Source organism: Polynucleobacter sinensis, from assembly GCF_001595985.1.
Classification (GTDB): Bacteria; Pseudomonadota; Gammaproteobacteria; order Burkholderiales; family Burkholderiaceae; genus Polynucleobacter; species Polynucleobacter sinensis.
The window spans coordinates 77,297-89,548 of the sequence record NZ_LOJJ01000005.1 but is presented as its reverse complement, the minus strand read 5'-3'; the positions used below and the strand labels follow the sequence as shown (position 1 = coordinate 89,548).

12 protein-coding genes are annotated in these 12,252 nt (G+C 47.2%); 6 read left to right on the top strand and 6 right to left on the bottom strand.

The features are described 5' to 3' along the window. Positions 1 to 573, top strand: a complete 573-nt coding sequence (locus AOB49_RS07650; protein ID WP_062309597.1) for a chorismate--pyruvate lyase family protein — start codon at positions 1 to 3, stop codon at positions 571 to 573. Here AOB49_RS07650 and AOB49_RS07645 read toward each other — a convergent pair. After that, positions 565 to 1,398 (bottom strand): uroporphyrinogen-III synthase, encoded by an 834-nt coding sequence (locus AOB49_RS07645; protein WP_062309595.1) that lies wholly within the window; start codon positions 1,396 to 1,398, stop codon positions 565 to 567. The genes AOB49_RS07650 and AOB49_RS07645 overlap by 9 nt on opposite strands. Positions 1,399 to 1,418: 20 nt before the next feature. Continuing rightward, positions 1,419 to 2,399, bottom strand: a complete 981-nt coding sequence (hemC, locus tag AOB49_RS07640; RefSeq protein ID WP_062309593.1) for a hydroxymethylbilane synthase — start codon at positions 2,397 to 2,399, stop codon at positions 1,419 to 1,421. Positions 2,400 to 2,442: 43 nt separating this feature from the next. On the opposite strand from hemC, the gene argH reads away from it, so the two are divergent. Genes argH through AOB49_RS07625 form a run of 3 tightly spaced genes read left to right on the top strand, consistent with a single transcriptional unit; the run spans position 2,443 to position 5,947 of the window. Further along, positions 2,443 to 3,861 carry an argininosuccinate lyase gene (gene argH, locus AOB49_RS07635; RefSeq protein WP_062309591.1) on the top strand — a complete coding sequence of 473 codons (1,419 nt, stop codon included), beginning with the start codon at positions 2,443 to 2,445 and terminating at the stop codon, positions 3,859 to 3,861. Positions 3,862 to 3,866: 5 nt separating this feature from the next. Continuing rightward, positions 3,867 to 4,418 carry a TRAP transporter small permease subunit gene (locus AOB49_RS07630; RefSeq protein ID WP_062309589.1) on the top strand — a complete coding sequence of 184 codons (552 nt, stop codon included), beginning with the start codon at positions 3,867 to 3,869 and terminating at the stop codon, positions 4,416 to 4,418. Beyond that, positions 4,415 to 5,947: a TRAP transporter large permease gene (locus tag AOB49_RS07625; RefSeq protein WP_062309587.1), complete on the top strand. Its 1,533-nt coding sequence runs from the start codon at positions 4,415 to 4,417 to the stop codon at positions 5,945 to 5,947. The genes AOB49_RS07630 and AOB49_RS07625 overlap by 4 nt, the downstream gene beginning before the upstream one ends. Before the next feature lie 28 nt (positions 5,948 to 5,975). Here AOB49_RS07625 and AOB49_RS07620 read toward each other — a convergent pair whose 3' ends face one another. Further along, positions 5,976 to 6,194 carry a hypothetical protein gene (locus AOB49_RS07620; protein WP_156471374.1) on the bottom strand — a complete coding sequence of 73 codons (219 nt, stop codon included), beginning with the start codon at positions 6,192 to 6,194 and terminating at the stop codon, positions 5,976 to 5,978. Positions 6,195 to 6,380: 186 nt separating this feature from the next. Here AOB49_RS07620 and AOB49_RS12060 point away from each other — a divergent pair, with 186 nt between their 5' ends. After that, positions 6,381 to 6,611, top strand: coding sequence for a helix-turn-helix domain-containing protein (locus AOB49_RS12060; protein ID WP_156471373.1), 231 nt, complete (start codon positions 6,381 to 6,383; stop codon positions 6,609 to 6,611). A gap of 4 nt (positions 6,612 to 6,615) precedes the next feature. On the opposite strand, the gene AOB49_RS07610 is transcribed toward AOB49_RS12060, so the two are convergent. Genes AOB49_RS07610 through AOB49_RS07600 form a run of 3 tightly spaced genes read right to left on the bottom strand, consistent with a single transcriptional unit; the run spans position 6,616 to position 10,370 of the window. After that, positions 6,616 to 8,883: an arginine/lysine/ornithine decarboxylase gene (locus AOB49_RS07610; protein WP_062309582.1), complete on the bottom strand. Its 2,268-nt coding sequence runs from the start codon at positions 8,881 to 8,883 to the stop codon at positions 6,616 to 6,618. Positions 8,884 to 8,922: 39 nt separating this feature from the next. Further along, entirely contained in the window at positions 8,923 to 9,489 is a 567-nt protein-coding gene (gene dcd, locus AOB49_RS07605) for a dCTP deaminase (protein ID WP_062309580.1), read from the bottom strand. A gap of 41 nt (positions 9,490 to 9,530) precedes the next feature. After that, positions 9,531 to 10,370, bottom strand: a complete 840-nt coding sequence (locus AOB49_RS07600; protein ID WP_245640649.1) for a formate dehydrogenase accessory sulfurtransferase FdhD — start codon at positions 10,368 to 10,370, stop codon at positions 9,531 to 9,533. 139 nt (positions 10,371 to 10,509) lie between these two features. Here AOB49_RS07600 and metG point away from each other — a divergent pair, with 139 nt between their 5' ends. Further along, positions 10,510 to 12,180, top strand: a complete 1,671-nt coding sequence (gene metG, locus AOB49_RS07595; RefSeq protein WP_082784103.1) for a methionine--tRNA ligase — start codon at positions 10,510 to 10,512, stop codon at positions 12,178 to 12,180. Positions 12,181 to 12,252: the final 72 nt, after the last annotated feature.

Below are 12,252 nucleotides of genomic sequence, written 5' to 3'. Positions count from 1 at the left end.
GTGATTCACCGTCGTCGTCTCCGTTCTGCATGGAATCGAGTCGATTCCGGTGAGCTTCACCAAGCGCCACGAAAGTGGCAGTCTTGGCTTGGCGACACGGGTTCTTTAACTCAAAAAATTGAACGTGCAATTGGTCAAAAACTAGAGGTATTGGTTTTGCGAGATTGCCGCCAAAACCTAAATAGCGACGAAGGTCGCTATTTTCATTTCAAGATAAATCGTTGCCGTGTGCGTGAGGTGTTACTTTGCCTAAACGGTATTCCGCTGGTCATGGCACACAGCATTATTCCCACAGCGAGCTCGAGCGGCAGCAATCACGATGTTTTACGCTTAGGTAAAAAACCGTTAGGGGCAGTGCTTTTTGCGAAAACACGCATGCACTCTAAGAAAAAACCTATGCGGGAAATCGCACGCTTAGATAAGCGGAGTGTCTTGTGGAAAAAATGTTTTAAGCAGTTTCCTGAACTGCCAAAGACAGCATGGGCAAGAAGAACTCTGTACAACCTTAAAGGCCGTCCACTCTTGGTGAGCGAAGTCTTCCTACCCGCTTTACTCAATTACTCTTTAGCTTGATAACCAGGCTTGCGATGCTGCAATCAAAGCATCATCACCTGGCTCACAAATCAATACTTTGCCAAAACCGATTTGCTCGGCAGCGTCTGCAATATTGTGATGGGAGCAGATCGCAGTAGCTAGTGCCAAGGTCTTCTTAGGAAGTTCAGTTTGATCAGTAATCACTTGCCCCAAATAACGCACCGCTTCTGATGAAGTAAGCAGCCAAAGTGACTGAGAAAAATCGATTTTACGTATGTCGCCCCAGATCGGACTGTCTAGATCTAAGGGTACGCGGGCATAAACTGAAATCGCCGCAATATTTGCACCAGCATTTTTTAAGGTATCGGCTAACCACTCACGACCACCCTCACCTTTAAAAATGATCACTTTTTTAGTTGACCAATCCCAGTCCAATTTCTTTAACTCGGTCCATAAGCCCCCAGAGTCCCAGTTCGCATTATTTTGAGGAAGAATAATTTGGGTGGGGTTGCTCTCATCACCAACTCCATGACGCCTAAGTGCAGCCATACTGCTACCGCCTACCACTCCAATAGGAATCGACTGGTTGGAGATATCACCCCAAGCACGCTCAAGCAATCTCATGACACACTCAATGGCGTTTGGACTAACGAAAATAGCGAGGTCCGCATCTTTTAAGGCTACTTCGATTTGCCCAACCAAAGACTGGTCAGTCTTTGGAACAATTGTCAGCAGTGGCAAAGAAATGATGGCGGGAAAATTCTGCTGATTGATACCCATTGCGAGCAAATTAGACTGGAGCATTTCAGATAACTGACGTGCTTGTCCACTAGGACGGGTAATCACAATAGTCTTGGCGCTCATCTCGATTGACTGGCTAATCTTTACTTAGGTAAACCGTTGGGTAACAAGTGCTCAACACCTTGCGAAATCAGATCTTGTGCAACTGTGAGACCTAATGCTTCAGCCTCCTCCAAGCTCTTCACAGAACCTTGTGCGCTAGCTAAGCAACTTGCTTTGCCATCCACACTAGCAACAAAAGATCGAATCTTCATATGCCCCTGCTCCCAAGTAGCATAAGCTGCCAAGGGAACCTCACAAGAACCGCCCAGTTGACGAGATACCATGCGCTCAGCTGAGACTGCGAACAAGGTAGGCAAATCATTTAAGGGGGCAAGCCATTGCTTAATGTCTGGATGCTTGCTCAAAGTTTCGATACCTAAAGCGCCCTGACCGGCTGCTGGGGTGTATGGATCGATCGGCAAGAGCGCACGAATGCGACTTTCTAAACCGAGGCGTTTAAGGCCTGCAGCAGCCAAAATAATCGCCTGATACTCACCACGATCCAACTTACCCATGCGGGTATCTAAATTTCCTCTAAGCGGTTGAATCTCTAAATGCGGGAATTTGGAGCGAAGCACTGATTCACGACGCAGGCTTGAGGTACCAACCACTGCGCCAGGGGGCAAATCGTCCAGGCTGGCGTAATCATTAGAAACAAAGGCATCATGGGCGTCTTCACGCGCCATCACACAGGACAAATCGAAGCCCTCTGGCATCACCATGGGGACATCCTTTAAGGAGTGCACCGCCAAATCTGCCCGGCCATCCTCCAGAGCGGTCTCAAGCTCCTTCACAAATAAACCCTTTCCACCAACTTTTGACAGGGCTTTATCCAAAATCTGGTCGCCCTTAGTTGTCATTCCGAGAATCTGGACATCACACCCTGGATAGAGCCTTTTAAGGCAATCCCGGACGTGCTCAGCCTGCCACATGGCAAGCCGGCTCTCGCGAGAGGCGATTACAAGGCGTTTAGGGGTGGTAGTGGGACTGGTTGTAGAGCTAGAAATAGGGGTTTGGGACATAACATTTAAAATAATCAAAGACCTACACCAATATACTGCGTTTATGAGCTCATCTAAAAATTCCCTTGCCAACAAAGCCCAAGCTTGGTCGGCCCGTTTTACCGAACCTGTTGACGAACTCGTTCAACGTTATACAGCCTCCATTGGCTTTGACCAACGTTTTGCCCTAGTTGATATCGAAGGCTCCCTAGCCCATGCAGAAATGCTTGCTACTCAAAAAATTATCAGCGCGCAAGATTTAGCTGATATTCAAAAAGGTATGGCCCAGATCAAAGGTGAGATTGAAGCTGGTGAATTTAACTGGCAACTCGCATTAGAAGATGTGCACCTCAATATCGAAGCTCGTCTTACTGAATTGGTTGGCGATGCCGGCAAACGTCTGCATACTGGTCGCTCACGTAACGATCAAGTGGCAACAGATTTACGTCTCTGGTTGCGTGGCAGTGTCGATCAAATCGCGATAACTCTGAAGACATTGCGCGGTGCATTGTTAGATCTGGCTGAAAAACATTCAGCCATCATCATGCCAGGTCATACTCACTTACAAGTGGCGCAGCCAATTACATTTGGTCATCACTTAATGGCTTATTACGAGATGTTTACTCGTGATGCTAGCCGCTTGGCAGATCTTCGCGCCCGCTTTAACCGCTTGCCATTAGGCGCAGCAGCCTTGGCGGGAACCACCTATCCCATCGATCGTGAGCAGGTTGCCAAAATTTTAGGTTTTGATGGGATCTGTAATAACTCTCTAGATGCCGTATCTGATCGTGACTTCGCGATTGAGTTTTGCGCTTTCGCGTCAATATTGATGATGCATATCTCGCGCTTGTCTGAAGAACTTGTTCTTTGGCTCAGTCCACGTTTTGGCTTTATTGACTTACCGGATCGTTTTTGCACTGGCAGCTCCATCATGCCGCAGAAAAAGAATCCCGATGTTCCTGAATTAGCACGCGGCAAAACAGGTCGCGTGTATGGCGATTTGATTTCTTTATTAACACTAATGAAAAGCCAGCCTTTGGCCTACAACAAAGATAATCAAGAAGATAAAGAGCCTTTATTTGATGCGGTAGATACCGTGCAAGACACATTGCGCATCTTCGCCGATATGGTGCCCCACATTGAAGTGAAGGCGGATGTCATGAAAGCTGCCGCAGAAGAGGGCTTTGCTACTGCAACAGATTTGGCAGACTATCTTGTGAAAAAAGGCCTGGCCTTCCGGGATGCCCATGAAGCGGTAGCCCATGCGGTAAAGGCTTGCGTTGGCCGCAACTGCATGCTCACAGACCTCAGCCTTTCTGAATTACGCTTTGCCTGCGGATTAGATAATCGCCCAGAACTCATGGGTGATGATGTCTTTGCGCTATTGACGGTCGATGGCTCGGTAAATTCTCGTCAGCATGCTGGTGGCACTGCCCCCGCACAAGTACTTGCCGCCATCAAACGGGGTCGCGCAGATCTCTAAGTCGCATGGGTTTTTGGGGAACACTCTCAGCGAGAATTGATCGCCTCAATGAACTGCTCGGCAAGGCGGCAGGCATCATGATCTTACTGTCTTGCGTAGTATCAGCGACCAACGCTTTACTGCGCTATGGCCTAGATATCAGCAATAACTGGCCGCTAGAGTTGCAGTGGTATCTTTTTGCCGCCTCAGTCATGCTGGGAGCCTCCTACACCCTCAAGAGAAATGAGCATGTCAGAGTAGATTTAATTTACTCCCAACTCTCTGATCGCGGTCGCATCTATGTTGATCTGTTTGGTCTGATTCTCTTTTTAATGCCCGCCTGCGTTTTATTCGCATGGCTGTCTTGGACATCCCTGTTTTACCCTTCATGGCTGATCTCTGAGCACTCGCTCAATGCTGGTGGACTATCCCGCTACCCCATTAAATTTATTGTGCCATTCGGATTTTTTATGCTCAGCCTTCAGGGCCTCTCTGAAATCATCAAAAGAATTGGCATGCTGCAAGGGAAGGACATCTTGCCAGCAGTAGATCTCCATTATGAAAAGCCCATGCAATGATTCCAATTGAATGGATGCCACCGCTCATGTTTGGCGGACTGATTGTATTTATGTTGATTGGCTTCCCAGTAGCCTTTTCTTTAATGGCGGCCGGACTCTTTTTCGCTGGCATTGCGATTAGCGAAAACTTTTTTGGCATGCCATTTCTGCAGGCTATTCCGCAGCGTATCTTTGGTAGCGTCCTAGCCAATGATTTATTACTGGCAATCCCCTTCTTCACATTTATGGGCGCTATTCTTGAGCGTTGCGGGCTTGCTGAAGAAATGCTCGACTCCATGGGGCAGCTATTTGGACGCATTCGCGGGGGATTAGGTTACTCGGTCATCATTGTGGGTTTCATTCTAGGAGCAATTACCGGGACAGTAGCCGCCCAGGTAATCGCCATGGCCATGATCTCTCTGCCGGTGATGATGCGTTACGGTTACAACATGCGCTACGCTACGGGCGTTCTGGCAGCTTCTGGGACTATTACGCAGCTAGTACCCCCCTCCCTAGTGCTGATTGTTTTAGCCGATCAACTCAAAACTCAAAGTGGCAGCGCGGATGTTGGCAGCATGTATCTGGGTGCCTGGGGTCCTTCGCTGCTCCAAATTGGCTTATTCGCCCTCTACACCTTTTTTCTGTCACGCTTTAAACCCGACTATTTACCTGCAGTGCCAGAAAGCGCGCTCACCTTGAAGGGCTCAGCCCTCTGGAGAAAATGCCTGATGGGCATCATCCCCTCGGCAGTATTAATTTTCTTAGTCTTAGGGACCATCATGACCGGCATCGCCACCCCAACAGAATCTGGCGCCATGGGAGCTATGGGTGCTCTTATCTTGGCATGGATCCGACGTGCAAGCATCCCCAATCTCAAAGGATTAATTCAAGAGGCGTACCAAAACACCATGCGAATTACTGCAATGGTTGTCTTTATTCTGATTGGCTCTACGTGCTTTTCAGTAGTCTTCCAGGGGGTCGATGGTGGTCATTGGGTTGAAGAACTCTTTTCGAATTTGCCTGGCGGCTGGGTGGGATTCTTGATCGTTGTAAATCTATTTGTGTTCTTCTTGGCATTCTTTTTAGACTTCTTTGAGATTGCTTTTATTGTTGTGCCAATGCTGGCGCCAGTTGCAGTCAAACTCTTGTCGCCCGTCTTGCTCGACTCAATGAATGGCAACCCTCAGGCTGCCGCCAGCGCTGCACTCGTGTGGTTTGGCGTAATGCTGTGCGTCAATATGCAAACTTCATTCATGCACCCTCCTTTTGGATTTGCGCTGTTTTATTTGCGTGGCGTTGCGCCCAAAGAGGTAAAGAGTAGCGACATCTACTGGGGTGCCTTGCCTTGGGTAGGCCTGCAAATGATCATGGTAGTGGTGGTGATGGCATTCCCCGCCCTAGTCACTACCTTCCTAGATAAGCCTGCAGCAGTAATTCAGAGCCAGGAATTCAATTTCACAGACAGTGAGTCGACTAAGCCCGACCCATCCTCAGGCAAAACCGACGAAGATGCGCCAGTCACATTTCAATTGGATAAAGCGGTTAAATAAAGCGCTTGGACAAGCGGATAAGCAGGCTCTACTCAAACAGCTTCACAATATTCTTTTTTGCCCAATCTATTAAATCCTGGTTTTGCTCTTTAAGCAATTCGACCATGAGTTCATCACCAAGAGTAACTACACCCTTTTCATCAACCGAAAAAGGAAGGTTTTTCTCGGGATAGCCAGAATCGTTACCATATAAGTCATATACGATGTCTAGCAATCTAATTGAGTTGTCAGAATGGTCGCAATCCATGGGGTGGGTATTTTTATTTTATAAATTTTATAAACTAAAAATAGTATATTGAAAAGTATAAGTTTTTGCTGGAGCGGGCAAATTAATACCAACATCAACAAAAAGCTTTTAGCTTATATAAAGTATCTGAGAGAAGAAGATGCTATCAATGAGCTATATGGTCTTGATAGTACGCAAATAAAAGTTTTGAACGCCGTCATCTTTGCAGTGTATGAGAAGCGAGATGGCAGAGTTGGAGACCTGCTGCTTCTCAAGCAGATTGCCTCCCCAGCAACAATTCATGCGGCACTGAAAAAGTTATTAGCCAGAGGTTTAATCACCCTGAGAAAAGCGCCTGACAGCAGAGCAAAATACGTCGAGCTGACTGAGCTCGGTCTTAAGCGTTACAACGATCTAGCTAAGGCTGCTGGCAAATAATCCTTTAGAGGGTGATATCCCGCTCTTGCCTGACGCAATCAACGTAGTACTCATTACGTCCATCAACATCAGCTTTGACTAAGCCATGAATATCCGTCTCAAATCCCGGGAAGCGCTCATTGAAGTCACGGGCAAAGTACAGGTAATCAACGATCCGTTTATTAAAGCGCTCGCCCGGGATCAGCAATGGAATGCCTGGAGGATATGGTGTTACCAACATCGCCGTAATACGATCTTCCAATTGATCCAAGGGCACGCGATCAACCTCCTTGTGCGCCATCTTGGCCCAAGCTTCGGAAGGCATCATTGCCGGCACCATATCTGAGGTATACATCTCGGTTGTCATGCGAGCAACATTGCGGCCTTTATAGAATTCATGAATCTGCTGGCAGATGTCTTTTAGGCCAACACGCTCGTAACGAGGGTGTTTAGCCACAAACTCTGGCAACACTTTCCATAAAGGGGCATTTTTATCAAAGTGATCCTTGAACTGCTGTAACTCAGTGACCAGAGTATTCCAACGTCCTTTAGTAATACCAATAGTGAACATAATGAAGAATGAGTAGAGACCGCATTTCTCTACGATCACACCATGCTCAGCTAAGTACTTAGTGACAATACTTGCCGGAATACCCATTGAACCAAAGTTGCCTTCGATATCCAGGCCAGGCGTTACAACTGTTGCTTTGATTGGATCGAGCATATTGAAATCTTGTGCGACCTTACCAAAGTCATGCCAGTTTGCATTGGGCTCCAAAATCCAGTCAGAGCGCTCACCAATACCTTCTTCGGCCAAATGATCCGGACCCCAAACCTTAAACCACCAATCAGAGCCAAATTTATCGTCCACTTCACGCATGGCGCGACGGAAGTCCATGGCTTCAGCAATAGATTCCTCAACTAAGGTAGTTCCACCAGGAGACTCCATCATGGCAGCAGAGACATCACACGAGGCAATGATGGCGTACTGTGGGCTAGTCGAGGTGTGCATCAAGTAAGCCTCATTAAAGCAATCACGATCAAGCTTGTGCTCCTCCGCATCCTGCACCAATACCTGCGAAGCCTGGGAAAGACCGGCCAATAATTTGTGGGTTGATTGAGTCGCAAACATCAAACTCTTTTGAGTGCGCTTGCGATCTGCGCCAATCGCATGCATATCCTTGTAAAAAGGGTGGAATGCAGCATGTGGTAACCAAGCTTCATCGAAATGCAATGAGTCGACCTTGCCATCGAGCATCTCTTTGATCATCTCAACGTTGTAGACGATACCGTCATAAGTACTCTGGGTGAGCGTCATGACGCGAGGCACTACATCTTTATTCTTGATAAAAGGATTGGCATCAATTTTCTTCTTGATGTTTTTCCACTCAAATTCTTCTTTGGGAATTGGGCCAATAATCCCCAAATGATTGCGGGTTGGCATTAAGAAAATAGGAATTGCGCCCATCATCGTGATCGAATGAATTACTGACTTATGGCAATTTCGATCGACCAGCACAACGTCGCCAGGGGCGACCGTCGAATGCCAAACAATCTTATTAGAAGTAGAAGTTCCATTGGTTACAAAGAACAAATGATCGGCATTAAAGATGCGTGCGGCATTACGCTCACTCTGCAACACAGGGCCAGTGTGATCAAGTAACTGACCAAGCTCTTCAACCGCATTGCAAACGTCTGCGCGGAGCATATTCTCACCAAAAAACTGATGGAACATGCGCCCTACTGGACTCTTTAAGAAAGCTACGCCACCAGAGTGCCCTGGACAATGCCAAGAATAAGAACCCTCTGATGCGTAATTAGTGAGGGCGCGGAAAAATGGAGGCGCCAAAGAATCCAGATACACCTTCGCTTCGCGAATAATATGACGCGCGACAAACTCTGGCGTATCTTCATTCATATGAATGAAGCCATGCAACTCACGCAAGATGTCATTAGGCATATGGCGTGAAGTGCGAGTTTCACCATACAAGAAAATAGGGATATCTTCATTGCGCTTACGCACTTCAGTAATAAAGGCGCGCAGATTGTTCAAGGCAGGTAAATCATGATCTTCAGAGTCGGATACAAACTCTTCATCATCAATCGAAACAATGAATGTGGAGGCGCGCGAAGCCTGTTGGGCAAAGGATGTCAGGTCACCATAGCTAGTCAGGCCAATGACTTCCATACCCTCGTTTTCAATCGCTTCCGCTAAGTCGCGAATACCTGATCCTGAAATATTTTCAGAGCGAAAATCCTCATCAATAATGATGATTGGAAAACGAAATTTCATGAGTACCCTTTAAATTCGCCAATGCGGCGATTAAACAGATTAAGTCTTCGGCAGAGTTACGCCAACTTGGCCTTGATACTTACCGCCACGATCTTTGTACGATGTACCACACACCTCATCACTTTCAAAGAACAGAACTTGTGCACAACCCTCACCCGCATAAATCTTAGCGGGCAATGGAGTAGTGTTAGAAAACTCTAATGTGACATAACCTTCCCACTCAGGCTCAAAGGGAGTGACGTTCACAATAATTCCACAACGTGCGTAAGTGCTTTTGCCAACGCACACCGTTAAGACGCTGCGTGGAATCTTGAAGTACTCAACCGTTCTTGCTAAAGCAAAAGAGTTCGGGGGAATGATGCAGACTGGGCCTTTGAAATCGACAAAAGATTGTTCATCGAAATTCTTGGGATCAACAATAGTGCTGTTGATATTCGTAAAAATCTTGAATTCATCAGCGCAGCGAATGTCATAACCATAGCTCGAAGTGCCATAGCTCACAATTTTTTGCCCGGCGGCATCTTGGCGGACCTGCCCAGCTTCAAACGGGGTGATCATGCCTTGCTCGCCCATGCGGCGGATCCAGTGGTCAGATTTAATAGTCATGGCCGAATTGTAAAACCATCGCCATGCCTATGCTCATCAATTTACGAAGAGCTAGGGTGGGAGCTAAAAACAACCCTCTCTGGGGCGTTATAAATCTCAAAATGCTTGCCTGAGCAGCGAGATAAAAGAGTGAGATTGGTTTTGCGAGCTAACTCCAAGCCCATCAGAGTCACCCCTGAACGCGTCAAGAGAAAGGGGATACCCATTTGGGCACCCTTGATCACCATCTCGGAGGTAAGGCGCCCTGTGGTGAAGAAGATGAGATCCTTACCCGGCTTGTCCGCCAACCACATTAATCCCGATATGGAGTCAACGGCATTATGGCGACCAACATCCTCGATAAAGTGCAACAAACGCACGCCCTCGCCATCCCGCTCAAAGACCGCACAAGCATGGACTGAGCCCGATTTCTTATAAATCGTGTCGTGGATACGAATACTGTCAATCAGAGCAACAATTGCCTCTTGGGATAACTTGGGACCATCAGGCAGGCGAATCTCGGACATTTCCTCAATTAACCCCCCAAACATGGTGCCTTGGCCACATCCTGTAGTTACCACACGTTTACTGGTTAAGGCGTCGATATCCACAGTGCTGCGATGGGTCTTTACGGCAGCAGAATCAGTTTCCCAGTCCACCTGAATGCTAGCAATATCCTCTGGGGACTCGACCAAACGCTGATTACGTAGATAACCCAAAACCAGAGCCTCTGGGGCACTTCCCAGCGTCATCAAGGTTACAACCTCACGTTTATCCAAATAGATGGTTAAAGGCCGCTCCCCAGGAATATGGGTGGTTTTTAGGCGCCCAGCCTCATCCATAATCTGCACCTCATGCACCAAGGGCACTGAGGCATTCGACATCTGAATATTGGGAGGCAAGGCCATAAACATCTCTTTAAATGGGTTCAAATCGGTATTAACTTTAACCGCAGACTAAAATTACTGCACAAGTAAAACCCAAGCCCCATAATCTTGGATTCCCCTTTATCGAATTTATTTCTATTTAAGTCCGCTTTTCATGAGTAGCCCTAAACGCCGTCTTTTAGTCACCTCAGCCCTGCCCTATGCCAATGGTCAAATCCACATCGGCCATTTGGTGGAATATGTCCAAACGGACATTTGGGTACGCTTCCAAAGAATGCGCGGCCATGAAGTACATTATGTTGGCGCTGATGACACTCATGGCACGCCGATCATGTTGCGCGCAGAAAAAGAAGGTCTCACACCAAAAGAGTTAATTGCCAATGTCTGGAAAGAGCATAAGCGTGACTTTGATGACTTCTTAATTTCTTTTGACAATTACTACACCACCGATAGCACTGAAAATGAAACCCTTTCTCAGAGCATCTACCTCAAATTACGCGATGCTGGCCTGATTGAGAAGCGTGCCATTGAGCAAGCCTACGATCCCGTGAAAGAGATGTTTTTACCGGATCGCTTTATCAAGGGTGAGTGTCCTAAATGCGGTGCTAAAGATCAGTATGGTGACTCTTGCGAAAAATGCGGTGCAACCTATTCTCCAACGGACTTAAAAAATCCATTTTCAGTAGTCAGCGGTGCCACCCCAATTAAAAAAGTTTCCGATCATTACTTTTTTAAACTATCGGATCCACGCTGTGAAACTTTTTTGCGCGAGTGGACTCAGGTCAAGACTCCGCTTCAGCCTGAAGCTCGCAATAAAATGAAGGAATGGGTTGGACAGCCCGGTGATAGCAAGCTTGGTGACTGGGATATCTCGCGTGATGCACCCTATTTTGGCTTTGAAATTCCGGATGCGCCAGGTAAGTACTTCTATGTCTGGTTAGACGCCCCAATTGGCTATTACGCTAGTTTTCTCAATTACTGTCAAAGCAAAGGGCTAAATTTTGAGGAATGGGTAAGACCAGACACCACCACCGAGCAATATCACTTTATCGGTAAAGATATTTTGTATTTCCACACACTATTTTGGCCGGCAACTTTGCACTTTGCGGGCTACCGCACACCGACCAATGTTTTTGCTCATGGCTTCCTAACGGTTGATGGCGAGAAGATGAGTAAGTCACGTGGCACACTCATTTCAGCGCACAGCGTCATTGAATCTGGATTTAATCCTGAGTGGTTCCGTTATTACTTCGCTACAAAACTCAACGACAGCATGGAAGACTTAGACCTAAATCTTCAAGACTTCGTAGCCAGAGTGAATAGCGATCTTTTAGGGAAGTACATCAACATTGCTAGCCGTAGCGCGGGCTTCTTAGTGAAGCGTTTTGGCGGCGTTGTGTCTGATGCTGCCATGGCAAATCCGCTGTTAACTGAAATCGCATCCGCTAGCGAAAAAATTGCAGCGCTTTATGAAGCGCGTGAATACGCCAAAGCGTTGCGCAACATCATGGAGCTTGCGGATAAGGTCAATGCCTTTGTTGATGAGAACAAGCCTTGGGAGATCGCAAAAGATCCTGAGCGCGAAGCAGATCTTCAACGAGTTTGTAGCGTCACATTAGAGGCATTTCGCCTTTTGAGTCTCTATCTCAAGCCAGTCTTGCCTCGAGTGACTGCCGGCGTAGAAGACTTCCTATCAATCCCGGCCATGAGCTGGAATGACGTTACAAAGCCTCTTTCCAGCCAAACCCCTATCAAGCCCTACAAGCACCTCATGACGCGCGTAGAAGCCCCTCAAATCGAGGCTTTATTAGCCGCCAATCTATGAAGCTAGCCTCTTTTCGGGGCTATCCCTAGCAATTGAGCAAAATTTGGCGGCTTTGTAGGAAAAATCGTTAAT